The 24,245-nt window shown below is 64.3% G+C and carries 20 protein-coding genes and 1 riboswitch; of the genes, 12 read left to right on the plus strand and 8 right to left on the minus strand.

From position 1 onward, the window contains the following. Window positions 1-77: 77 nt before the first annotated feature. The 3 genes from MJ601_RS06910 to MJ601_RS06920 are packed head-to-tail and all read right to left on the minus strand — an operon-like array spanning window position 78 to window position 3,844. Window positions 78-791 (minus strand): ABC transporter ATP-binding protein, encoded by a 714-nt coding sequence (locus MJ601_RS06910; protein WP_242124695.1) that lies wholly within the window; start codon window positions 789-791, stop codon window positions 78-80. Between the two features lies 1 nt (window position 792). After that, window positions 793-2,379, minus strand: coding sequence for an efflux RND transporter periplasmic adaptor subunit (locus MJ601_RS06915; protein ID WP_242124697.1), 1,587 nt, complete (start codon window positions 2,377-2,379; stop codon window positions 793-795). Next, window positions 2,357-3,844, minus strand: a complete 1,488-nt coding sequence (locus MJ601_RS06920) for an efflux transporter outer membrane subunit (RefSeq protein WP_242124699.1) — start codon at window positions 3,842-3,844, stop codon at window positions 2,357-2,359. The genes MJ601_RS06915 and MJ601_RS06920 overlap by 23 nt, the downstream gene beginning before the upstream one ends. Before the next feature lie 127 nt (window positions 3,845-3,971). On the opposite strand from MJ601_RS06920, the gene fabD reads away from it, so the two are divergent. The 7 genes from fabD (at window position 3,972) to MJ601_RS06955 (ending at window position 10,512) form a co-directional block, all read left to right on the plus strand. Then, the gene (gene fabD, locus MJ601_RS06925) at window positions 3,972-4,907 is read left to right on the plus strand and encodes an ACP S-malonyltransferase (RefSeq protein ID WP_242124701.1); all 936 of its coding nucleotides are present in this window, start codon (window positions 3,972-3,974) and stop codon (window positions 4,905-4,907) included. Between the two features lie 43 nt (window positions 4,908-4,950). Further along, a complete protein-coding gene (fabG, locus tag MJ601_RS06930) occupies window positions 4,951-5,691 on the plus strand; it encodes a 3-oxoacyl-[acyl-carrier-protein] reductase (protein WP_242124703.1) in 741 nt (246 codons plus the stop codon). Between the two features lie 225 nt (window positions 5,692-5,916). Next, window positions 5,917-6,150 carry an acyl carrier protein gene (locus MJ601_RS06935; protein WP_007689016.1) on the plus strand — a complete coding sequence of 78 codons (234 nt, stop codon included), beginning with the start codon at window positions 5,917-5,919 and terminating at the stop codon, window positions 6,148-6,150. Between the two features lie 179 nt (window positions 6,151-6,329). Next, complete coding sequence (gene fabF / locus MJ601_RS06940; RefSeq protein ID WP_242124705.1) at window positions 6,330-7,589, plus strand: beta-ketoacyl-ACP synthase II; 1,260 nt, start codon at window positions 6,330-6,332, stop codon at window positions 7,587-7,589. A gap of 10 nt (window positions 7,590-7,599) precedes the next feature. Continuing rightward, on the plus strand, window positions 7,600-8,571 hold the full coding sequence (gene mltG, locus MJ601_RS06945; RefSeq protein ID WP_242124707.1) for an endolytic transglycosylase MltG: 972 nt from the start codon (window positions 7,600-7,602) through the stop codon (window positions 8,569-8,571). 135 nt (window positions 8,572-8,706) lie between these two features. Further along, window positions 8,707-8,814: riboswitch (SAM-I-IV-variant riboswitch) on the plus strand. A 42-nt stretch (window positions 8,815-8,856) separates the two neighbouring features. Beyond that, window positions 8,857-9,780, plus strand: a complete 924-nt coding sequence (locus tag MJ601_RS06950) for a homoserine O-succinyltransferase (protein WP_242124709.1) — start codon at window positions 8,857-8,859, stop codon at window positions 9,778-9,780. 231 nt (window positions 9,781-10,011) lie between these two features. After that, window positions 10,012-10,512: a 2'-5' RNA ligase family protein gene (locus MJ601_RS06955; protein WP_242124774.1), complete on the plus strand. Its 501-nt coding sequence runs from the start codon at window positions 10,012-10,014 to the stop codon at window positions 10,510-10,512. A 44-nt stretch (window positions 10,513-10,556) separates the two neighbouring features. Here MJ601_RS06955 and MJ601_RS06960 read toward each other — a convergent pair whose 3' ends face one another. Both MJ601_RS06960 and htpG read right to left on the minus strand, forming a co-directional pair. Next, window positions 10,557-11,798 (minus strand): NAD(P)/FAD-dependent oxidoreductase, encoded by a 1,242-nt coding sequence (locus tag MJ601_RS06960; protein ID WP_242124711.1) that lies wholly within the window; start codon window positions 11,796-11,798, stop codon window positions 10,557-10,559. Between the two features lie 84 nt (window positions 11,799-11,882). Next, on the minus strand, window positions 11,883-13,769 hold the full coding sequence (gene htpG / locus MJ601_RS06965) for a molecular chaperone HtpG (RefSeq protein ID WP_242124713.1): 1,887 nt from the start codon (window positions 13,767-13,769) through the stop codon (window positions 11,883-11,885). A 116-nt stretch (window positions 13,770-13,885) separates the two neighbouring features. Here htpG and MJ601_RS06970 point away from each other — a divergent pair, with 116 nt between their 5' ends. The 5 genes from MJ601_RS06970 (at window position 13,886) to MJ601_RS06990 (ending at window position 21,517) form a co-directional block, all read left to right on the plus strand. Further along, the gene (locus tag MJ601_RS06970; RefSeq protein ID WP_242124715.1) at window positions 13,886-14,173 is read left to right on the plus strand and encodes a hypothetical protein; all 288 of its coding nucleotides are present in this window, start codon (window positions 13,886-13,888) and stop codon (window positions 14,171-14,173) included. A gap of 33 nt (window positions 14,174-14,206) precedes the next feature. Then, window positions 14,207-16,573 carry a beta-glucosidase family protein gene (locus tag MJ601_RS06975; protein WP_242124717.1) on the plus strand — a complete coding sequence of 789 codons (2,367 nt, stop codon included), beginning with the start codon at window positions 14,207-14,209 and terminating at the stop codon, window positions 16,571-16,573. 12 nt (window positions 16,574-16,585) lie between these two features. Continuing rightward, the gene (locus MJ601_RS06980; protein WP_242124719.1) at window positions 16,586-17,941 is read left to right on the plus strand and encodes an MFS transporter; all 1,356 of its coding nucleotides are present in this window, start codon (window positions 16,586-16,588) and stop codon (window positions 17,939-17,941) included. Between the two features lie 156 nt (window positions 17,942-18,097). After that, window positions 18,098-20,275 carry a TonB-dependent receptor gene (locus MJ601_RS06985; RefSeq protein ID WP_242124721.1) on the plus strand — a complete coding sequence of 726 codons (2,178 nt, stop codon included), beginning with the start codon at window positions 18,098-18,100 and terminating at the stop codon, window positions 20,273-20,275. A gap of 246 nt (window positions 20,276-20,521) precedes the next feature. Then, the gene (locus MJ601_RS06990) at window positions 20,522-21,517 is read left to right on the plus strand and encodes an AraC family transcriptional regulator (protein WP_242124722.1); all 996 of its coding nucleotides are present in this window, start codon (window positions 20,522-20,524) and stop codon (window positions 21,515-21,517) included. A 106-nt stretch (window positions 21,518-21,623) separates the two neighbouring features. On the opposite strand, the gene MJ601_RS06995 is transcribed toward MJ601_RS06990, so the two are convergent. From MJ601_RS06995 to MJ601_RS07005, 3 genes are all read right to left on the minus strand, one after another. Continuing rightward, window positions 21,624-22,127, minus strand: a complete 504-nt coding sequence (locus MJ601_RS06995; protein ID WP_242124724.1) for a MarR family winged helix-turn-helix transcriptional regulator — start codon at window positions 22,125-22,127, stop codon at window positions 21,624-21,626. Between the two features lie 122 nt (window positions 22,128-22,249). After that, on the minus strand, window positions 22,250-23,392 hold the full coding sequence (locus MJ601_RS07000; protein WP_242124726.1) for an FAD-dependent monooxygenase: 1,143 nt from the start codon (window positions 23,390-23,392) through the stop codon (window positions 22,250-22,252). Window positions 23,393-23,431: 39 nt separating this feature from the next. Beyond that, on the minus strand, window positions 23,432-24,232 hold the full coding sequence (locus MJ601_RS07005; RefSeq protein ID WP_242124728.1) for an alpha/beta fold hydrolase: 801 nt from the start codon (window positions 24,230-24,232) through the stop codon (window positions 23,432-23,434). Window positions 24,233-24,245: the final 13 nt, after the last annotated feature.

Raw genomic sequence — 24,245 nt, forward strand, 5'->3', positions numbered from 1 at the left:
GGATCGCGACCCTCATTCCTTCATCCGCGCGAAGGCGGGGTTCCATCTCGCGGGAATGACGGGAAGGGGCGGTGTCGTCACGCCTTCACGCCCTGTTCCACGCCGTCCACATGCCCGTCCCTGAAATGGACGATGGTGCGGGCATAGGCGGCCATGTCCGGCTCGTGCGTCACCATCAGGACCGTGATGCCGCTGTTGCGGTTGAGGTCGGTCAGCAGTTCCATGATCTCCACCGATCGTTCGGAATCGAGATTGCCGGTCGGCTCGTCGGCCAGCAGCACGTCGGGCTGGGTGACGATGGCCCGGGCGATGGCGACGCGCTGCTGCTGTCCGCCGGACAGTTCGGCGGGCGTGTGGTCCCACCAGTCCCTGAGGCCCACCTTGTCGAGCGCGGCCATGCCGGCATTGTAACGCGTCTTCTTGTCCTCGCCGCGATAGAGCAGGGGCAGTTCGACATTCTCCAGCGCCGTGGTGCGGGAGAGCAGGTTGAAGCCCTGGAACACGAAGCCCAGATAGCGGCGGCGCAGCAGGGCGCGCTGGTCGCGGTCGAGCCGCTCGACATGGCGTCCCTTGAACAGGAACTCGCCCGCCGAGGGGACGTCGAGGCAGCCCAATATGTTCATCGTCGTCGACTTGCCGGAACCCGACGGCCCCATGACGGCGACGAAATCGCCCTGCGCGATGTCGAGGTCGATGCCCTTGAGCGCCTGGAAAGCGGTGGCGCCCGATCCATAGACCTTGGTGACGCCGCGCAGCGAGATGATGGGGTCGCCGGAAGGAGCGGAAGCCATGTCAGGTGCCGCCCTGGCGGCCGGTGCCGCGGCTTTCCTTGCCTCCGCCCCGGTCCTTGCTTCCGCCCTGGGGCGCGGCGGGTGAGGGCGCGACGGGCGCGGTCTCGGGCGCTGAATCGCCCGAATTGCCGAGCTTGCCCACCGTGGCGGGGCTGCCGTCCGTCGCCCTGTTGCCCCGGTCGCGAGGCTGGCCGTCCTTGCCCGCCCGATCGCCATTCTGGTCCTCGGCCGGGGCCTGCTGCCCGCTGGCGAGCTGGCCGGTGACGACCTTCATGCCCGGCTTGAGGTCGCCGCCGGTGATGACCGTGCGGGAACCGTCGCTGGCGCCGACGATGACATTGATCGCCTTGGGATTGCCCGCTTCATCCAGCACATAGAGCGTCTGGCTGCTGCCGATGCCGAAGCTGACTTGCCGTTGATTGCCGCCACGGCGGAAGCGGCGGGGGCCGGGGACGATCTGGCTGGTGATGCCGCCGTCATTGCCGCCCGCGCTGGGCTTGAAGCGCAGGGCGCTGTTGGGAACCAGCAGCACGTCATGCAGTTCCTGCGTCACGATGTCGGCCGTCGCGGTCATGCCGGGACGCAGCGTTTCCTGACCATTGTCGACCGAGAGGACCGCCGTATAGGCGACCACGGTTCCGCTGCTGCTGCTCGACGTGCTGGAACTGGTTGACGAGGAAGAGGAGGACGAACTGCTGCTGGAGCTGTTCGATCCGACATTCACCCGCGTGACCTTCGCCGGGAAGGTACGGCCGGGGAAGGCGTCGACGGAGAAATTGGCGGTCTGGCCCTCCTTGACCTGGCCGACGTCCGCCTCGTCCACCGAGACTTCGACTTCCATCTTGGTAAGGTCTTCCGCGATGGTGAACAGCACCGGGGCGTTCAGGGAGGCGGCGACGGTCTGGCCCGGTTCGATGTCGCGGGACAGCACCACGCCCGTTACCGGCGAGACGATCTGCGCGATCGACAGGTTGGTCCGGGCGGTGGAAAGGCCCGCCTGCGCCACCTTCACCTGTGCCTGCGCGGAGTGGAGGGTGGCGAGGGCGGAACCATAGGTGGCGCGGGCCGAATCCAGTTCGGTCCTGGCGGGCACCCGGCCGCCGGAGAGCCGGTAGACGTCGAGCTGCCGGTCGAGCGTCGCCCTGGCGAGCGCCGCCTGCGCCTCCGCCTGCGCGACGCTGGCCTGGGCGGAGGCGACCTGCGCGCGGTTCTGGTTGATCGTGTCGACCAGGCGGCGCGTGTCCAGTTCGGCCAGTTTCTGCCCCTTGGTCACGCGGTCGTTCACATCGACATAGACCGCCGTGATCTTGCCCGACTGTTCCGAACCGACATCGACCTGGTTGATCGGCTTCAGATTGCCGGTGGCGGAAACGGAGACGGTGAGATCGCCCTTGCGCGCTTCCCGCGTCGCATAATGGGGCTTGTCATCGCCCGCGAAGCAGCGAGCCAGCAGCAGGATGATAATCAGCAGAACCGCGCCGATGCCGCCGCGGATGGCCCATTTGCGCCAGGGCTTTTCGGGCCTCGCACCCAGAAAGTCGTCGAGATTCTGGTCGCTCGTCACATCATTGCTCGCTGTTCTGCTCATGGGGAGGGCGGTTTTCCATATTCTGCCAGCCGCCGCCCAGCGCATTGTAAAGCTGGGCAATGGCGAGAGCTTCGTCCGACTGCGCGCCGGCAAGGCTGTTGCGGGCGTTCAAAAGCGTGTTTTCCGTGGTGGAAAGCGTCTGGAAATCGATCAGGCCCGACTGATACTGGCTGCGGGCCATGATCGCGGCATTGTTGGACGCTTGGTAGGCGGTGGTGAATTCGGCCTTGCGCGCGCGCGCGCTGGCGAGCGAGGCCATGGCATTTTCCACATCCTCCAGCGCGGTCAGCACGCTTTGCTTGTAGGCGGCGAAGGCGGCGTCCGTGGCCGCCCTTTGCGAACGGACCTGCGCGGCGAGGCGGCCGCCGTCGAAGATGGTCTGCGCGACATTGGCGAACACGCCGCCGGTGATGAGGCTGAACAGATTGCTGAAGCTGTTGGAGGTGGTGCCGATGTTCCCGCTGATCCCGAGCGAAGGGTAGAGCTGGGCCTGCGCCACGCCGATGCGGGCGGTGGCGGCGGCCAGGGCGCGCTCGGCCGAGCGGATGTCGGGGCGCTGGCGCAGCGTGTCGGCGGGGATGCCGGTGGCGATCTGCGCCGGTGCCGCGGGAATGGGGGCCGGGGTTTCGAGCGCACGGGTGGCTTCGCCCGGCGCCTGTCCGGTCAGGACGGCGATGCGGTTGAGGCTGCCCTTGAGGCTTGCCTCCAGTTGCGGGATGGTGGCGTTGGTCTGGGCGAGCTGTGCCTTCGCCTGCTGTTCGTCGAGGGAGGAGACGAGGCCCGCCTGAAGCCGCCAGCGGGCGATATCGTAATTGTCCTGCTGGATCCCTTGCGTCTCGCGCGCGATGCGCAACTGCTCCTGCGCCAGCCGGGCCTGCACATAGTTGGTGACCAGTTCGGAGATGATCGTCATCCGTACATTGGCGAGGTCATAGCCCGAAGCGGAGAGATCGGCCCGGGCGGCTTCGGCGGAGCGGGAAAGTTCGCCGAACAGGTCGATCTGCCAGCTTGCGCTGGCGCTGGCGGAATAGCTGCTCGACCAGTTGCTGGCGCCGGTGCTGATGACATTGCCGCTGTCGTCGACACGGGTGCCGCCCGCCTGGTTGCGGTAGTTCCTGCCGCCCCCGGCCGATCCGTTCACCTGCGGCAGGAAGGCGGCGCGCGCCTGCCGCAGCGATTCCCGCGCCTGCCGCAGCCGCGCCTGCGCCTGCACGATGTCGAGATTGCCGGCGATCGCCCGGTCGATCAGGCCGTTGAGGGCCGGGTCGCCAAGGCGCGTCCACCAGCTTGCGAGATCGGCTTCGCTGACCGGTGCGGCATTGCCCTGGCTGTAGGCGGCTGGGACGCCCAGCGCTGTGGGGGCAGGGGCGCGATAATCGGGACCGGCCGCGCAGGCGGAAAGGGCCAGCGCGGTTCCCATGATCCATGCACTGCGATATCGCACCTTTTCCTTGCACTCCGTCATCGTTAAAGGGACGCCTTCATTTCAACGTGGGGCAGCGAGCCGGATGCCTCAACGGCATTTGTGTCTCAAAGTGTAACGACTTTGAAAAATTGCGCTTTTGCAGCGCTCCTATGTCAGAAGGTGGACGATGAGGGCATTTCTATTTCCGGGGCAGGGCAGCCAGTCGGTGGGCATGGGCAAGGCGCTGGCCGAAGCGAGCCCGGCAGCGAAGGAGCTGTTTCAGGAGGTCGATGACGCTCTGTCCCAGCATTTGTTCCGCATCATGGTGGAGGGGCCGGAAAGCGACCTGACGCTGACCGAAAATGCCCAGCCCGCAATCATGGCGAACGCGCTGGCGACGCTGCGGGTGATGCAGAAGGAAGGCGGATTTTCGCTGGCCGAGAAGGGCGATTTCGTCGCCGGGCACAGTCTTGGCGAATATAGCGCGCTCTGCGGGGCGGAGGCCTTCGACATCGGCACCACCGCGAAGCTGCTGAAGCTGCGGGGGCAGGCGATGCAGGCGGCCGTGCCGGTGGGCGAGGGCGCGATGGCGGCGCTGCTGGGCGCGGATATCGAGAAGGCGACGGCGCTGGCCGAGGCGGCGGCCGAGGGCGAGGTCTGCACCGTCGCCAATGACAATGATCCGACCCAGGTGGTGATTTCCGGCCATCGCGGCGCGATCGAGCGGGCGGTGGCGCTGGTCAAGGACCATGGCATCAAGCGCGGCGTGCTGCTGCCGGTGTCGGCGCCCTTCCACTGCCCGCTGATGCAGCCGGCCGCCGAGGCGATGGCGGAGGCCTTGGGCAAGGCTGCGATCAACACGCCGCTGCTGCCGGTCTATGCCAATGTGCTGGCGAGCGCGATCGCCGACCCGGAAGAGATCAAGCTGCGGCTGGTCGAACAGGTGACGGGCCGGGTGCGCTGGCGCGAATCCGTGGCGGCGATGTGGGATGCGGGCGTCACCGAGTATGTCGAGCTGGGCGGCAAGGTGCTGGGACCGATGGTGAAGCGCATCGCGCCCGACGCGACCGTGCGCAGCATCGTGACGATGGACGATATAGAGGCGGCGCTGGCCGCGTTTTGACGCTGCCCCGCGGGAACGACAAAGATAGATGATGGGAAGAGATATGTTCGATCTGACAGGCATGACCGCGCTGGTGACCGGCGCTTCGGGGGGCATCGGCTCCGCCATTGCGAAGGCTCTGGCCGCCCAAGGCGCCACGCTGGCCCTTTCGGGAAGCAATGAGGAGAAGCTCAGGGCCTTCGCGGCGGAGCTGGGCGGGGATCACCGGATACTGGTCTGCGACCTTTCCGATCCGGCGGCCGTCGATGCGCTGATCCCGCAGGCCGTCGAGGCGCTGGGCGGCAAGCTCGACATTCTGGTCAACAATGCGGGCGTCACCCGCGACAACCTCATCCTGCGCATGAAGGACGAGGAATGGTCGCAGGTGATCGCCGTCAATCTGGAAGCGGCCTTCCGCCTGGCCCGCGCGGCCGCCAAGCCGATGATGAAGGCGCGGTTCGGCCGCATCATCTCCATAACGTCGGTCGTGGGGGTCACCGGCAATCCGGGGCAGGCCAATTATGCCGCGTCCAAGGCGGGCATCATCGGCATGTCCAAGTCGCTGGGCCAGGAACTGGCGAGCCGGGGCATCACCGTGAACTGCGTCGCGCCCGGCTTCATCCGTTCGGCCATGACGGATGCGCTGAACGATGCGCAGAAGGGGGCGATTCTCACCAAGATCCCGGCGGGCGATCTGGGCGCGGGCGAGGATATCGGCGCGGCCGTCGTCTATCTCGCCAGCCGCGAAGCCGGCTATGTCACCGGCCAGACGCTGCATGTGAACGGCGGCATGGCGATGATCTGACCGGCGCGGGCGTGGGGTTTATTCCATCGCGCCCTGGAAATTTTGGGCATTTGCAATTGCCTCGCCCTGTGCCATCGGAGCAGGGGAGGCGATTGCGGAATGCAGGCGGGCGGGAAGTTGATTCCCGATTGTCTCTTGCCTCTTGCCTATGCTGGGGCTTGTCTCTAGGGCATGCCTTAACAAATATTCAGAACCATCAACGATACCCAGTAAGAAGGACCACTCATGAGTGAGACCGCGGATCGCGTAAAGAAAATCGTCGTCGAGCATCTGGGCGTCGAAGCCGAAAAGGTGACCGAGGACGCGAGCTTCATCGACGATCTGGGCGCTGACAGCCTGGATATCGTTGAGCTGGTGATGGCGTTCGAGGAAGAATTCGGCGTCGAAATCCCCGACGATGCGGCCGAGAAGATCGCTACCGTCAAGGATGCCATCGATTATATCGACAGCAAGCAGTAAGAGCGTCTGGCGGCCTGCCGGAGAAGGCGAAGGGCCGCTGCGTTTCAAGGGAAATGGCTCCTCCTGTCCGGCAGAACCCGGTCTTGGGGAGCCTTTTCGTATCTGGTCCCCGTTCACAAGCGTCCTTGGAATGGCTAGATGGGCGGCGTTGAGCCAAAAGAATTTTTCGGAGCAAGCATATGCGTCGTGTTGTCGTAACCGGCCTTGGCATGGTCAGCCCGCTGGGCGGGGATGTGGAAACGACCTGGAAGAACATCATCGCGTCCAAGTCCGGCGCGGCGACGATCACGCGCTTCGACGCCAGCGAATATAAATGCCGGATCGCCTGCGAAGTGAAGCCGGCCGACCACGAATATGGCTATGATGCCGGGCTGGATGTCGACCACAAGATCCAGCGGCAGGTCGATCCGTTCATCGTCTACGGCATTTCCGCCGCCAGCCAGGCGCTGCGCGATGCGGGCCTCGACAATATGAGCGAGGAGGAGCGGCTGCGCGCCGGTTGCTCGATCGGTTCGGGCATTGGCGGCCTGCCCGGCATCGAAAGCGAATCGCTGGTCCTGGCGAACAAGGGGCCGGGCCGCGTGTCGCCGCACTTCGTCCATGGGCGCCTCATCAACCTCATCTCCGGCCAGGTTTCGATCAAATATGGCCTGATGGGGCCGAACCATGCCGTCGTGACCGCCTGTTCGACGGGTGCCCATTCGATCGGCGACGCCGCGCGCATGATCGCGATGGACGATGCCGACGTGATGCTGGCCGGTGGCGCGGAAAGCGCGATCTGCCCGATCGGCATCGCCGGATTCGCCCAGGCGCGCGCGCTTTCGACCGCGTTCAACGACCAGCCGGAAAAAGCGTCGCGTCCCTATGACGTCAATCGCGACGGCTTCGTCATGGGCGAAGGCGCGGGCGTGGTCGTGCTGGAGGAATATGAGCGGGCCAAGGCGCGCGGCGCCAAAATCTATGCCGAGGTGATCGGCTATGGCCTGTCGGGCGACGCCTATCACGTCACCGCGCCCCATCCGGAGGGCAGTGGCGGCTACCGCTCGATGGAAATGGCGCTCCGCAAGTCGGGCCTGTCGCTGGCCGACATCGACTATGTGAACGCGCATGGCACCTCGACGCCCCTGGGCGACGAACTGGAACTGGGCGCGGTGAAGCGGCTGTTCGGCGATCATCTGAGCACCATGTCGATGAGTTCGACCAAGTCGGCGATCGGCCACCTGCTGGGCGGCGCGGGCGCTGTCGAGAGCATCTTCTGCATCCTTGCGCTGCGCGACCAGATCGTGCCGCCGACGCTGAACCTCGACGAGCCGAGCGAAAGCTGCCAGGGCGTGGACCTGGTCCCGCACGTCGCCAAGGAGCGAAAGGTGCGCGCGGTGCTGAACAATTCGTTCGGCTTCGGCGGCACCAACGCATCGCTGATCATGAAGGCGGTCTGAGACGGGACCGATGCGGCGGCTTGGCTGTAGCTTATTGCTCATCGGTCTGGCCGTCGCGGCCTTTGTCGCGTTCCGTTTCGTCCATGGCTGGACCGAGGCGGGACCGGCGAAGAGCGACATCAGCATCGTCGTGCCCGATGGGGCGACGATCGCCGACGCCGCCGTGCTGCTGAAGCAGAAGGGCGCCGTGCGTTCGGCCGACGCCTTCCTGACGCGGGCCAAGGTCTTCGGGCGCGGCAAGTCGATCAAGGCGGGCGAGTTCCTGATCCCCAAGGGCGCCAGCAACAGCGACATTTTCCGGATTCTCCAGGGCGGCAAGACGCTGACCCGGCTGGTGACCATACCGGAGGGGATGCCATCCATCCTGGTCTATGACCGGCTGATGGCGAATGACGAGTTGACCGGCGAGATCGAGGTGCCGCAGGAAGGCAGCGTGCTGCCCGACAGCTATGCCTTCGACAAGGGCGAGAGCCGGGCAGTGGTGCTCAAGCGCATGCAGGATGCGATGAGCAAGGCGCTGGGCAAGATGTGGGCGGAGCGGGCGCCGGAGACGGTCGCCAAGTCGCCGAAGGAGGCGATCATCCTTGCCAGCATCGTCGAGAAGGAGACCGCCATTCCTTCCGAGCGGCCGATGGTTGCGGGGGTTTACGGCAACCGGCTCAAGGCCCGCATGATGTTGCAGGCGGACCCCACGATCATCTATCCGATCACCAGGGGGAAGCCGCTGGGGCGCCGGATCAGGAAGTCGGAGATCGCGGCGGTCAACGACTATAATACCTATGCGATGACCGGGCTGCCCAAGGGGCCGATCGCCAATCCGGGGCGGTTGTCGATCCTGGCGGTGCTGCATCCTGCGGAGACCAAGGCGCTCTATTTCGTCGCGGATGGGAAGGGCGGGCATATCTTCGCCGACACGCTGCGGGAGCATAATGAGAATGTGCGCAAATGGTTCGAGATTCGCCGGGCGCGGGGCGAGCTTTGAGGGGTGACCCCAATCGTCACTATCGAGAGATAGGGAGGATTTTTCATGTCCGTGACTGGGCGCGATGCCCAAAAAACTTTTCCTTTTCCGGCGTAAAGCGGCGGTTGCCAAACGGCTTCGGCGTCGCTAGATAGGGCGCAGCATCAAGAGTTGGGGCGACGCCCAACGCCAACCTGCCGATCCGGGCAAGGTGGCACTCCTTCAAGGGAGGATGTGGCCGATCCGGCAAGCAAGCGGACCCAAGCCACATCGTCAGCGTCGCTCCGCAACAGGGAATGACGTGACGTGCCGATCAAGATAGCCGACGACCTGCCAGCCCGCCGTACATTGGAAGCGGAAGGCGTCGTCGTCATGCGGGAAGCCGATGCGGTGCGGCAGGACATCCGGCCGCTGCGGATTGCGCTGCTCAACCTCATGCCCAACAAGATCAGCACCGAGACGCAGCTTGCGCGGTTGCTGGGGGCGACGCCGTTGCAGGTAGAACTGACGCTGGTGCGGATCAGCGATCATGTGTCGCGCAACACCTCGGCCGACCATATGGCGTCCTTCTACCGTCCCTGGAACGATGTGCGGGACGAGCGGTTCGACGGCTTCATCATCACTGGCGCTCCGGTGGAAACGCTGCCCTTCGACCAGGTCAGCTATTGGGACGAGCTGCGGGCGATCCTCGACTGGACGCAGACCCATGTGCATCGCAGCCTTTCCATCTGCTGGGCGGCACAGGCGGCGCTGCATCATTTCCACGGCGTCGAGAAGCATAGTTTGGAACGCAAGGCCTTTGGCGTGTTCCGCCATCATAACCATCTTCCGGCTTCGCCGTGGATGCGCGGCTTTTCCGACGATTTCTGCGTGCCGGTGTCGCGCTGGTCGGAAGTGCGGCGGGAATCCATTCCCGAAGGGCGCGGCTTGCAGATCCTGGCCGAAAGCGACGAATCGGGCCTGTGCCTGATCGGCGATCCGGCGCGGGCTTTCCTGCATATGTTCAACCATCTGGAATATGACACGCTGACGCTGGCGGACGAATATGCGCGCGATGGGGCTGGGCAGTTGCCGGCCCATTATTTCCCCGATGACGATCCGGCGCAGGCGCCGCTGAATCACTGGCGCAGCCACGCGCATCTGCTGTTCGGCAACTGGATCAACGAAATATACCAGACCGTGCCCTTCGATCTGGGCGAGGTCGGGCAGGCGCCGGGGCTGGCCGCTTAGGGCGCAAACTCATCAATGGCGCGCTCGAAGCTTGAGGCAAAAGGGCCCGGCACATCAGGTTCCAGAGCAGCGGGATGATCCCGATCGCCCATGTGGATCGCGGTGCGGTCATGGCCTGTGTCCCCTCTGTCGGCGGCCTTTCCATGCGGTCGCCGACGGGCATCATAATGCGGGCGGGCGCCGCGCGGAAGCGGAGCGGGAGTGGTGATCCACGGCGTTGAGCAGAGCCGCATGGCGCCGGTCGTCGTGACCGCCCTGCTGGGCGCGGCGGATTTCGGCTGGGCCGAAGGGCTGCGGCGGACGCATTTCCCCGCCGATCGCAACCAGGTGCCCGCCCATATCACCCTGTTTCATCACCTGCCGCCGTCCGCGCTGGACGAAGTGGCGCGGCGGCTGAAGCGGCTGTGCGCGGGGGCCGCCCCGGCGGTGAGGCTGAGCGAGGTGATGCTGCTGGGGCGGGGGGTGGCCTTTCGGGTGGAAAGCCCCGGCCTGATGGCGATGCGCGATGAACTGGCCCAGGCCTTTGCCGGACTGCTGGTGCCGCAGGACGAGGCGCGGCCGCGTTTTCACATCACCGTGCAGAACAAGGCCGACCCGGCGCAGGCCAAGGCCCTGGCGGCGCAATTGCGGCGGGATTTCCGGCCCCGGCCACTGGTCATTGCCGGGCTGGCGGCCTGGTTTTACCGTGGCGGGCCATGGGAGCCGGCGATGAAGGCCAGCTTCAGGGGCTGACCTTCATTCCGGAAACTCAGGCCCGGAAACTCAGGCCCGGCAAATCAGGCCAGGCCGACTTCCTTGAGCGGGACGTTGGCATCGGCCAGTTGCGCCTGGTCCAGCAGGGCGCCGGACAGGATGTGGGCGCGGCCCTGCACATAATCCTTGACCGCATTGACGCAGTCGAGCGCGATCAGCTTGCCGCCCTTGAGATACAGGACGGAAAAGCTGCGGGTCGCCGGATCGCCGCGCAGGATGGTCTGGTCGTGGCCGGTCGAAAGGCCGACCGTCTGAAGCTTCAGATCATATTGGTTGGACCAGAACCAGGGCACGGCATGATAGGCCTCTTCCTTGCCCATGATGTGGCTGACCGCGGTCTTTGCCTGGTCATTGGCGTTCTGGACGGATTCAAGCCGGATCTGGGCGCCGCGCGCGAAGCTGTTGGCGTGGGCCGCGCAGTCGCCCACCGCATAGATGTCGGGCAGGCTGGTGCGGCAATATTCGTCGACGTCGACGCCGTTGCCGCCCGCCGCGCCCGCCGCGATCAGCGGGCCGGTTTCGGGGATGATGCCGATGCCGACGATCACCATGTCGGTCGCGATCCGCTCGCCATCCTGCATCAGCACGGCGGTCGCCTTTCCGTCCGTCACCTCGATGCAGTCCATCCGCGCGCCGGTGCGCAGGTCGACGCCATGGGCGCGATGTTCGGCCTCGTAGAAGCGCGACAGTTCCTCGCCGGCCACACGCGCCAGCACGCGGTCGAGCGCTTCCAGAAGCACGACCTTCTTGCCGAATTTCGACAGCACCGCGGCTGCCTCCAGCCCGATATAGCCGCCGCCGATGACCGTCACATGGCTGATCTGGTCGATCTTCGCCATCATCGCGTCGACATCGTCGCGGCGGCGCACGGCATGGACGTTGGAGGCGTCGGCACCATGGCAGGTCAGCATGCGCGGCGAGCCGCCGGTGCACCAGATCAGCTTGCCATAGCCGATTTCCCGGTCGCCCGTCGCCTTGTCGCCCACGGTCACGAACTTGCCCACCGGATCGACCGCCTTGACGCGGTGGCCGAGCAGCATGTCGATCTTGCGCTCTTCCCAGAAGCTGGCGGGGCGGATCAGGATGCGGTCGAAACTCTTGTCGCCCGCGAAATATTCCTTGGAGAGGGGCGGGCGCTCATAGGGCGGGTCCTTTTCGTCGCCGATCATGGCGACGGAGCCTTCGAAGCCCTGCTGGCGCAGCGAAATCCCCGCCTGGGCGCCCGCGTGACCGGCGCCTACGATCAGAACATCATAATAACTCATGGGCCTGCTATCCCCTCCGGCATGTCGCGGGGTGATTGGCGCGCTTTTGCGGCGCGTGCAAGTAGGATATCACCTTATGGCCGATCATTTGATCGCGCCACCGATCATGCGGGCGAGGCGGGCGGAAAAGGCCCGCGGGTCGGCCGGAAGCTCGCCATCGGCGATCCTGGCCTCATCCAGCAGCAGGTAGGCGGCGTCCTCCCGCAGGCTGTCGCCCTCGGCCAGAGTGCCGAGCCTGGCGATCAGATCGTGACGCGGATTGATCTCCAGCACCGGCTTGGCCGTCTGGTCGAGCCGCCCCGCGCCCGCGAGCAGCTTTTCGAGCTGGCGGTCCATCGCATTGTCCGGCGCGACGAGGCAGACGGCGCTCTCGGTCAGCCGCTCCGACGCGCGGACGTCGGACACTTGCTCGCCCAGCACCGATTTCACATAGGCGATGAAGCCGCTGACCTCTTCCGATGCCTGCGCCGCAGGGGCTTCGCCATCGGCCAGCGGGATCAGGCCGAGATCGGCGAGACCCTGGGTCACCGACTTGAACGGCTTGCCCTGATAATCGGCGCCCGCCGTCACCCAGAAGCTGTCGACCTGATCGGCGAGCAACAGCACCTCGATCCCGCGGGCGCGGAAACCCTCCAGCTGGGGCGAGGCGGCGAGACGGTCAAGGTCCGTGCCGGTGGCATAATAGATGGCTGTCTGATTATCCCTGATCGCCTCGACATAATCCTTGAGCGAGCGCCAATTCTCCCCGCCGGCGGTCGATTTGAAACGGGCCAGGCCCAGCAGCGTTTCCCGCCGGGCATGATCCTCATACAGCCCTTCCTTGAGGACCGGGCCGAAATTCTCCCAGAATTTGAGATAGGCGTCCCTGTCCTTCTCCGCCAGCTTGTCCAGTTCGGAGAGGATGCGGTTGGCGACACCCTTCTGGATCGCGGCGAGCACCGGGCTTTCCTGGATCATCTCGCGCGAGACGTTGAGCGGCAGGTCGTTGCTGTCCACCAGCCCGCGCACGAAGCGCAGATAACGCGGCAATATCTGCGCCTCGTCGGTGATGAAGACGCGGCGGACATAGAGCTTCATCCGGCCCGCCCGGTCCGGGTCGAACAGGTCGAACGGCCGCATGGAGGGCAGGAAGGCGAGGACGGAATATTCGTGCAGCCCCTCGGCGCGATAATGGAGCGTTAGCGCCGGTTCGTCGAACTGCCCGGCGGTGCTGCGATAGAAATCGGTATATTCCTCCGCCGTGATCTCCGATCTGGGCCGGGTCCAGAGCGCGGCGCCGTCCGCAATCTGCTTCTCCTCGGCATCCGGCCTTTCCTTGAGGAAGATCGGGACCGGGACATGGCCGGACTGCGCGGTGATGATGCGCCGGGTCGTGAACGGCTCGGTATAGCTGGCGGCATCCTCCTTGAGGTGCAGGATGATGCGGGTGCCGCGGGCCGGGGCCTGCGCGGTGTCGGCGAGCTGGATGGTATAGCTGCCCAGGCCGTCGGAGGCCCAATGGGCGGCGGTTTCCGCTCCCGCGCGGCGGGAGAAGACGTCGACGCGATCCGCCACCATGAAGGCGGAATAGAAGCCGACGCCGAACTGGCCGATCAGTTGCGCGCCTTCTCCCTCCTGGGCGGCCGTGACCCGCTCCATGAAGGCCCGCGTGCCGGAACGCGCGATGGTGCCGAGCGCTTCGGCCATTTCGACCTCGCTCATGCCGATGCCGTTATCTTCAAGGGTGATCTGGCGGGCGTCGGGGTCGAGCGTGACGGTGATGCGCGGCTGGCCGTCACCGTCGGCCGCCAGAGCGGGGTTGCTGAGCAGTTCGTAGCGCAGCTTCTCGCAGGCGTCGGCGGCGTTGGAGATCAGCTCGCGCAGGAAGACGTCCTTGTCCGAATAGACAGAGTGCACCATCATGTGCAGCAGGCGGGCGACGTCGGCTTCGAAGCTACGGGTTTCAGGTGCGGTGCCGGTCGTGGTCGTCATGGCGGGTACCAAAGCTCTCCCTGTGGAAATTCGGTCCGTCAGATGGCCGGAGGCGGCGCGGCTTTCAAGTCCCTGTATGAGCAGTTCGCTTCCTGTCATCCATCAGGCGAAAACATGTGACGGGGCGCGCCCATCGCCAGACAGGCGTTCAGGCCATGGGCAAGCGACGAACCCATCTTCTCATGATATTTTCGCCCACAGGCAAGGCTGACAAGCTCAGGAACTGGCGGCGCGTCGCTACCCGATATGACAAGAGCAAAGGCTCCTACCTCGGCTTCGTCAGCCTCGCATCAGCATGGCGCTGGCTACACCTTGTCCGCGAAACCCAAGCAAGAATTGACCGCCTCGATCGATGCTTTGGCGATCTCAACGAGGAGACCGAAAGGCTATATGCCGTCCTTTGACTGAAACCGACACCGGCGGAGATTGAGCAGAGCATGCCCTGGAATGTGACCGATCGCGACCTTGTATCGCTGTTGACGCAGATGACGATCGACGAAAAGGTGGCATTGTTGAATGGCCGTCACCTCTGGAAGACGGCGATGAACTTTCGTCTCAATATCCCTGAAATCGTCATGACCGACGGTACGCACGGTGTCCGTTATTCTCCCGCTCAGGTCGAAGGGGTGAATGATGAACGCAACGGTCTGGAGCAGTTCCTCGCCGTGGTGAACCAAAGCGGTGACGCTGACTCCATGATGGGCGATTCCGTTCCGGCCACCTGCTTTCCCAATGGCTCCGCCTTCGGCTGCTCCTGGGACAGGGAACTGGCCCGGCTATTCGGTGCGGCCCTTGCCCAAGAGTGCCGCAGCCTGGGCGTCCATCTGTTGCTGGGCCCCGGCATCAACATCCGGCGCACGCCATTGCAAGGCCGGTCCTACGAATATTATTCGGAAGATCCCGTGCTATCGGGTGACCTCGCCGCAGCACTGATTGGCGGCCTCCAGGAAAATGGCGTCGGCGCCTCCCTGAAGCATTTTGCGTGCAACAATTCCGAAATCGAGCGCACGACGATGAGCAGCGAGGTAAGCGAGCGCGCCCTGCGTGAAATCTACCTCAGGGGCTTTGAGCGGGCGATCGCCGGGGGACGCCCCTGGACCGTCATGAGCGCCTATAACCGGATCAACGGCATACAGGCGGCGGAACACCGTTGGTTGCTCACCGATGTGCTGCGCGGCGAATGGGGGTATGACGGCGTGGTCGTGTCCGATTGGCATGGCATCAAGGATCGCGCCGCGTCCCTGGCGGCTGGCAACGATCTCGACATGCCCGAAAGCAGCGCGCGCCGCGACGATCTGCTTGCCGCGATCGGGCAGGGTCGCGTGAAGATGGCGGACATCGATGAAAGCTGCATGCGAATGCTCAAGTTGGTGCGCAAGGCGCGCGCGGGCGAGGATCGGGAGGCTCGCTATGATGCGGCTGTCCATCATGACCTGGCGCGCCGCATCGCCGCGGAATCGCTCGTGTTGCTCAAGAACAGGGACGCTCTCCTCCCGCTAGACCCCGATCTGCGCCAGCATTTGCTGGTCGTGGGCGCAGGTGCGGTCAAGCCCGTGATACAGGGATCAGGTTCCGCCACCACCCATCCCACCGCCAAGGACATCCCGCTGGAGCAGATCCGGGCCGCGGCGGGACCGGCCGTGGCCATCACGCACCGGGAGGCCGGCGATGCCGCCGGATTGGCGGAAGTGCTGGAGATCGCGAGGACCGCGGATGCCGTGATCTTCTTCGCCAACAGCGAGATCAGCGGCGATGGCGAAAGGGCCGACCGGCGCAATCTCGACCTCGAACCCGGACAAGCCGAAGCGATCGCCGCCCTGGCCCGGATCAATCCCCGCTGCATCGTCGTGCTGGCGGCACCCGATGCCGTGGTCATGCCGTGGGAGCCCGATGTCGGCGCGGTGATCATGACCTTCTATGCAGGCCAGGGCATGGGGCACGCCGTCGCGCAGACGCTCTTCGGCCACAACAATCCCAGCGGCAAGATCACCACCACCTTTCCCCGGCGGGTGGAGGACGTTCCCGGCTGGCTCACCTATCCCGGGGAGAATGGCCGTCACGATTATGGAGAAGGCGTTTTTGTCGGCTACCGGGGCTATGACGAACGCGGCATCGACCCGCTTTATCCGTTCGGCTTCGGCCTCAGCTATACCAGCTTTGGGTACGACGCGCTCTCGCTCGATCGCCAGAGCATAGGTCTGGACGATGTGCTGGAGCTCTCCTTCGAACTCACCAATAGCGGGCCATGCGACGGTGCCGAAGTGGTGCAGATCTATTCCCGGCCGGGCGTCTCGCGCCTGCGCCGTCCCCCGCGAGAGCTCAGGGGATTTACGAAGCTGTTCCTGCGCAAGGGGGAGACCCGGCAGGTGCGGCTTCACATTCCCGGCCGGGATCTGGCATTCTACGATCCCGCGCTGGGCAGATGGCAACTGGACGAGGGCGTCGTCACCATCGAGGTCGGGGCATCGAGCCGCGATATCCGCCTGGAAGGCAGGCTGGCCACTCTGCCGGATCCGGTGCCGCCGCCGCGTTTCGATATCGATACGCAGCCCGCGGTGCTGTTCGACTGGCCCGGTGTGCGGGAAGCGCTTGCCGCGTTCCTCGCGGATCATCTCGATATCGCACCGAAGGCGGCGGACGCGCTGCTGGATCGCTGCGCCGATTCCTTCCTGGGCATTCACAAGACGATCTGCTGGTTCATCGGAGACCGGCTTGCGCCCGATGCCCTGCGCCGTTTCCTCGAACAGCTTCCGACCATGAACGTGGCGGCCGCGCGGGATGCCGCCCGCGCAACGCGCCACTGAAGGGGGCAAAAGATGCGCGCACAGCAACAGTCCGCCGGTCTGGGTCTCAGGGAGAAGCTCGCCTATGGGCTGGGGGATTTCGCCTCGAACCTGATCTGGGCGACGACTCTAACCTATATGGTATTCTTCTATACCGACATTTACGGCATTCCCGCCGCCTCGGTGGCGGGCATCCTGCTGTTCTGCCGGATCGCCAATGCCGTGGTGGACCCTCTGATAGGCATCGCGATCGACAAGCGCCACGCCCATGGTGAACGGGCCCGTCCCTTTCTGAAATGGGGGGCTCTTCCCCTCGCGGTCACCACGGCCCTGGTATTCCTGCCGCTGGAAGGCTCGGCCACGTTCAAGATGCTCTGGGCGGCCGGCACCTTCATGCTCCTCAGCATCACCTACAGTTTCGTGAACACGGCCTATGGCATGCTCACAAACCTGATGACGGCGTCCAGCGCGGAGCGCATCCAGCTTACCTCGGCCAGGCTGATCGGCGCCAATGTGGGCTCGGTGCTCATCGGATGGATCACCCTGAGCGCGGTCGGTTGGCTGGGCATGGGCGATTCCCGCAAGGGTTTCCTGCTGTTCATGGCGCTGATCGGCATCATCGTGGCGCTGTCCTTCCTGCTGACCCATCACTTCTGTCGCGAGACCGTGCGGCCCGCCGTGCGGGACGAGCCGGCGGCCCGCCGGCCGGGCGTGACCCGTGCCTTGCTGGCGAACCGGCCCTGGTTGGTGCTTACCGCGATCAAGTTTCTCAACAGCACCGCGAACACATTGTCACTCGGCAGCCTGACGTTCGCGGCGATTTACGAATATCGCTTCGGCGCGGCCTTCGGCGGCACCATGATCGCAACGATCACGGCGTCGAGCTTTCTGGGCTGCTGGCTTGCCCCGGCGCTGGTACGCCTGGTCGGCAGCCGCGCGTCGGTTCGCGCGACCAACTTCACCCAGGCGGTGCTGTTCCTGGGCCTTGCCCTGGTTCCCGCGCAACCGGCCGCGGTGATCGCGGTTCTTGCGGGCATCGGCCTGATGATCGGCATGCGCGATCCCGTCACCTACGCCATGCTTTCCGACACGCTCGACTATGGTGCGGCCCGAACCGGCGTTGATGCGATGGGCCTGGGCTATTCGATCGCGTCGGCAGCCTACAAGGTGGCGGCAGGCGTCGGTGGCGCGCTGCTGGCGGCGCTGCTCGCCCGCTCGGGATATGCGGCTGGCAAGGCGGTGCAGCCGGACAGCGCGCTGCTGGCGATTCGCCTTGGCCTCGCGGTGCTGCCCGCTGCGCTGTTGATGGCCTCGGGGTTCGCCACTTTTGCCTATCCCCGCGATGCGGACATCGAGCGGGGCAAGGCCAAGGGTATCGAAGCGGCATAATCTGACGCGCCGAATGCGCAAGAGCGGGCCTTTCGCATAATCATACGTACACTAACATATTGACAGGCGGCACAGGGGATTTTGCAACGCCGCCGGTCAACGGAAATACAAACCCGGTACCACAAGCGGCCGGGCAGCATCACGGGGAGTTCCAACATGAAGCTATCGAGCAAGGCTATCGCGGGGCTGCTACCCCTGCTCTACTGCACGACCGCCAATGCGCAGGCCGCCGATCCGGGAGGGGCGGCGCCGCAAGGCCTGGGCGAGATCGTCGTTACCGCCAACAAGCGTCCCGAACCGCTGCAGAAAGCAGCCGTCGCCGTTTCGGTGCTGACTGCTGATACGCTTCAGAAATCCGGCACGGGCAATGTCGCGGACCTGTCCAAGATCGCGCCCGGTCTGAACCTCAGCACCAATGCCAACTCGACGCTGATCGCCATACGCGGAGTTTCGAGCCGGGATTATTCGGAGATTGGCGATCCCGCCGTCGCCATCAACATCGACGGCGCCTATCTCCAGCGCGCGGTCACGCTGAATGCCAGCATGTTCGACATTTCCCGCGTGGAGGTGCTGCGCGGTCCGCAGGGTACGCTCTATGGCCGCAACGCCACCGGCGGCGCGATCAACATCATCACGGCCAAGCCGGTGCATGAGTTCGCAGCGTCGGCATCCGCCGAGGTGGGCAATTATGATTCGCAGCGCTTCGAAGGGATGATCAACCTGCCCGTCACGGATACGCTGGCGGTTCGCGCCTCAGGCCTGCGGTCATATCATGAAGGCTACAGCAACAACGGCACGGCCGGTCGCGGCGACGACGAGAATGTCCTGGCCGGACGCCTCTCGCTCCAGTTCGATCCCACCACCGCGCTGAGTGCCACGCTGACGGGCGAACTGATCAAGCAGCGCGGCATCGGGCCGGTCCGCCTGGGTGTGCCGTTCACCCGGACGGCGAGCGGCTACATTGCCGACGTGAGGGTCGACATTCCCAGCACTCGCGCGTGGGATCTCGACAAGAAGGGCTTCAATGACATCGACGTACAGGCGTTACGCGGTTCCCTTAGCTATGACTTCGGGCCGGCGAGCCTGACCTATACGGGGGCCTTCCGCCATGCACATGTCGATCATGACGAGGATTATGAGGGCACGGCCAATCCTGGCTTCGGCTTCCCGCAGAATTCCCAGATCTGGACCACAAACCACGAACTGCGGCTCGTTTCGGCGAATGGCCAGCCTTTTTCCTACCAACTGGGCGCCTTCTATTTCAAGGAACTCGAGCATCTGAACAGTTCCTTCACCGAAGGCCCCTATGGCTACGCGCCTGATGAACTCTATGATTATTATTCGCAGGACGGCTACAAGATCCAGACAACCTCGAAGGCCGCCTTTGCTCAATTCGGCTATGAAATCCTGTCCGACCTGAAGCTCGAAGCCGGCATCCGATATACACAGGACACCAAGACCCGCATAGGCCAGGTCGTCGAGGTCGATCCGGCGGCAACGCAGGCGACAGGCGCGCTCGTTATCACCGGCCGTTCGCCCCAGAACAGCCACGCCAGCTTCAACAAGATCACCTATCATCTCGGCGCCAACTATCAGGTGACGCCGGCCAGCATGGTCTATGCCAAATTCGACACCGGCTACAAGGCGGGCGGCTTCACCGAAGTCGCACCCTACAATCCGGAAACCATCAAGGCATGGGAAATCGGCTCGAAGAACCGATTTGCCGGCAACACCATCCAGGCGAACCTGTCCGCCTTCTATTACAAATATCAGGGCCAGCAGATTTCGCAGTTCATCAACAACCAACTGCTTGTCGCCAATGCGGGCAAGTCGCGGATGTACGGTGCGGAACTCGAAACGACCTTCGCCATTGATCCGGCGACGCGCTTCAATGCGTCGATCGCCTGGCTGAACGCGAAGTTCGACGATTTCCTGATCCGCACCAACTTCGTGCCCTCGACTGACGGCAAGGGCAATGCTCAGCTGGCCGGCAACAGGCCCATCCAGGCGCCCAGCATCAGCATCAACACGGGGTTGGAGCATGATTTCCGGGTGTTTGGTGGCAAGCTGAATGCGCTGGCGCAAACCCAATTCCAGACTGCATCGCACCTGTCGATCTACAATTTCCTTGCGGATCGCCAGGCGGCCTATACCCGCACCGACGTGGTGCTCACCTATGCTCCGGAGGGCAGTTCGATCCGCGTCGCCGTCTTTGGCCGCAACCTTGAGAACAATCGGATCCTGACCGCCGCGACGCCGAACTTCACCGGCAACTGGCTCTACCAGTTCGCGGCGCCGCGGACGTACGGCGCGCGCTTTTCGGTCAGCTTCTGACCGGATTCGCTACTGTCCGGCCGCAGCGGGGGTCTCCCCGCCCCTGCGGCTGGGTCGTGGGCCCGTCCGTGTGCTTACGCAGCGGATGAACAGATTGATGGCGGACTTGGGGCGGGGTGCGTTGCTGCATCCCGCCTTTTTTCCGTTCTCAGAAGGCTACCCGCGATTAAAAATGGCAATTGCATTACAGCGCCATTGATGCACACTCGCATGTAGACAAATGAAAATATGCGCAAGGGGTGGTTCATGGACTATGGATTCGAGGACCTGGGCGCGCTCGACGGTGGTGTGCGCCCCTTCGTGCACGGCGCCCTGCAGGCACCGTTCCACTGGCATGAGCATATCGAGGTGCTGATGGTGGTGCGCGGCCGGGCGCGCATGATCGTCGATGGTCAGGAGTGCGAACTGTCGGCTGGCGATCTGATGATCATCAATGCGCAAAGTCCGCACAACTCGATCAGCCAGGATAGCGAGACGGTGATGTGCGGCGTGCATATCGACGCGGGCTATGCCGAGCGGCAGGGCCTGACCGGCTTTGCCAGCCGCTATTTCCTTTGCAAAAGCTTCCTGTCGGCGCGCCATTTCTATGACGAGGTGATTGCGCCGATGCGTGGCTTCGTCGCCCGGCTGCTGCTATCCACCGGACGCCCGGAGGACACGCTCTTGCGCAACTGCCTGGCGGGACTGCTGTGCTATCATATTCAAAAACATGTGCCGTTCGAGGAAAGGCGCACCCTTCACGCCTCGCAAGGCAGTGGTCTCTCGGTGATCATGCGGATCATGCGCGAGATGCGGGACATCAAGGATTCGCGCCTCTCCCTGGAATATTTCGCCCAGCGCGAAAGACTGTCCATCACGCATCTCTCGCGCATGTTCCGCCGTCATGCGGGCATCTGCTTTCGCGACTATGCCCAGAATCTGCGGCTCGACCGGACGGTGAACCAGTTGCGCGACACGAGCCAGAATATTCTGGATATCGCCTTGGACGAAGGCTTCTCCAGCGGCAGCCATTTCTACACCAAGTTCCGGGAGCGTTTCGGCTGCACCCCATTGGAGTACCGGCAAAGGATTCATGAGTCCGCTGGCCCGGGCGATACGCCCGACCCGAGCGGTTACCGCCCACTGCTTCTGAACCTGGCGCGCAGCAATGACATGTTCCTGCGCGAACTGACCGATATGTCGACGAGTCCGGACCTCGTCACGATATGCGCGCTCCACGCGAGCGGCAGCATCTTGCACTAGTGAGGGTCACTGGCAAAGATGCGATTCCAGTGTGGTTTATGGATTTGAAATACGCTCCCCACATAGCCGCTATAATGAAGCGTATTTCAAATCCCCCACACCAGCATCAGACGATCTTCTCGAGGAGCCGGTAGAGTTCCGCCTGTTCTTCCGGTTCGAGCGGCGCCAGTGTCTCGCGCGTGACGGCATGCCCCATCGCCTCCAGCTCTTCCGTCAACCTGAGGCCGTCCGACGTTATCGCCAGCAGGGTGCGACGGCGATCGTTGGGGTCGGGCAAGCGACGCAGAAGGTTGCGATCAGCCAGTCGATTGACGACGCCCATGATCGTCGCGGGATCGGCGTGCACCAGCCGGCCGAGCTTGTTCTGCGACACACGTCCCTCGTCACGAACCTTGACCAGAGTGGTGAATTGAAGGGGGCTGAGGCCCGAGGCGTTGAAATGCGCGGAGAAGATGGCACTGGCGCGCTGGTGCGCCCGCCGGATGTATAATCCGATCTGCTCGTCGATCCGGTAGTCACCCGGCACATGTGCCGTTGGCGAGGAATCCTCGACGATCGGAACTTGCGGCTGCGCCAAATTCTGGCGCGAGGATCGGGTCGAGCCTGGCATTTAATACGTCCTCAAACAACTGGGTGACGCGCTTATACCTTTTTGGCCGGACTGACCAGCATATGCCCTGTTCCCGATAGAAAATCACGCGGCGGCCGGAGGCCGGCGCGCCGCGCGCCGATTCAGGCAGACTGGACCTCCACCAGAGGCACCGAGAATACATCATAAGCATAGACCCAGTCAGGGTCTTCCTGAGTGCGGAGCCAGGTGTTGGCATTCGACGTCGCCTGTACGCGCGATGCGCGATCGCGGCGATTTGCCTCGTAAAGGCCGAAGGCGCGCGCGAAACCGTCCAGTCCCCCGGCTTCGTCCAGACAGCGGTCAAGCATCGCGGCATCCTCGATCGCCATCGCCGCGCCCTGTGCCATATGCGGCTTCATGGGGTGGCAGGCATCCCCCAACAGAACAACCCTGCCCTCGCTCCACAGCGACAGGGGCGGGCGCGTCAGCAACGGCCATTTCGTAATGTCCTCCGCCGCCTCGATCATGGCCTGAACCTTCGGGTGATAGTCCGCGAAGACCTCCCGCAACTCTTCCTTGCTGCTTGGGGCGAAGGACGTGCCATGGCTCCATTCCGCCTCCGGTGCGCCGGTCACGAAATACATTTCCTCCCCCGCATCATCGAGGAAATAGACGACGAAATGCCGGTCGTCCGACCACCACTTCTCATTACCGAGAAACTCGAAGCCACTTTCACGGAAACGCGCGGCCGGGAATATGGCGCGATGGCCGACATAGCCGGTGTAGAGCGGCGCCTCCGGCCCGAGAATCACCTCTCTTACGGCGGAATTGACGCCGTCGGCGCCCACGACCAGCCCGGCGCGGATCGGCCCGCCATCGGCGAACGACAGCGTGACGCCGGCCTCATCCTGCGACAGCTCGACCAGCCGATGGCCGAAGTGCAGGCGATCGGCAGGGAAGTGATCCACCAACGCCGCATGGAAATCGCCACGATGAATCGTCACGTATGACGCGCCATATTCTTCGCGGCGGCGGTTGAGCGGAATGTCGGCGAGAAGTTCGGCCTCCGCGCTGTAGCTGCGCCATGCATCGGGCTTGAAACCCATGGCTTCCACCTGGGCTTCCAGACCGAGATGGCGCATGATCTTGAGCACGTTGGGGCCGAGCTGGATGCCCGCACCCAGGCGCGAGAAGCTTTCCGCCTGTTCATAGATATGCACGTCATGACCGCGCTGGAGTAGCGCCAGGCCAGCAGCAAGACCGCCAAGCCCAGCGCCCACGATCGCGATTTCAGTCTGTTTCAAGATCGATCTCCATGTCGGAAGGAAGGAGCGCGGGACGGATCAGTCCGCGAGGAACGGCCGCACCGCCGCAAGGAAACCGGGAAGATTGTCCCAGGGGATCATGTGTCCGGCGTCCGGAACCCGGACGTGCGAGAGCGCGGGGGCGAGCGCGATGCACTCCTCGGCGTCTTCGTCCCGTACCACATCACCGCGTTCCGCCGAGACGAGCAGGGCCGGCTGGGTCAGCGCAGGCAGATCGGCATGGATGTCGTCATCATGGAAGCTGGCGAAGGAGGACAGGATCGCGGCCTGATCGCAGGTATGCAGCCATTGGGCCCGCAGGGCGATCTGCTCCTCGGTCCAGCTCGGCGTGAAGGAGCGCAATGTCTCGACATCGGCGCCATGGCGGCTGAGCGCCATCGAATCGATATACCATGGCAGCTTGGACGGATAGGCACGGCGTCCAGGCCCGGACATGGGCGGGTCCACCAGAACGACCCTGGCGAAGCGGGAACCGTCGATGCGGCATGCGCGGATGGCGTGGCGGGCGCCCATCGAGTGCCCCATCAATATGGCTTCGCTCCATCCCAGCGCATCCGCGACGGCGATCAGGTCCCTGGCGCAGGCATCAAGGCGGTAGTCGATCTCCGACCCGCTCTGTGACAGCCCGCGCCCACGCACGTCGAGGACATGGACATCGTGCGTCGCGGCCAGCTCCTCCGCAACGAAGCCCCAGGTAATCGCGGGGCTGGTGATGCCCGGTACGAGAAGCAACGGCGCGCCGGACCCGCCATAGCGCAGGATGTGCTGGCGGATGCCGTTGGCGTGGATGTGGAAGCCGCCCAGATATCTGCTCGTCATGGCCTGAAGTTCC

It is taken from the genome of Sphingobium trunci, assembly GCF_022664535.1.
GTDB lineage: Bacteria > Pseudomonadota > Alphaproteobacteria > Sphingomonadales > Sphingomonadaceae > Sphingobium.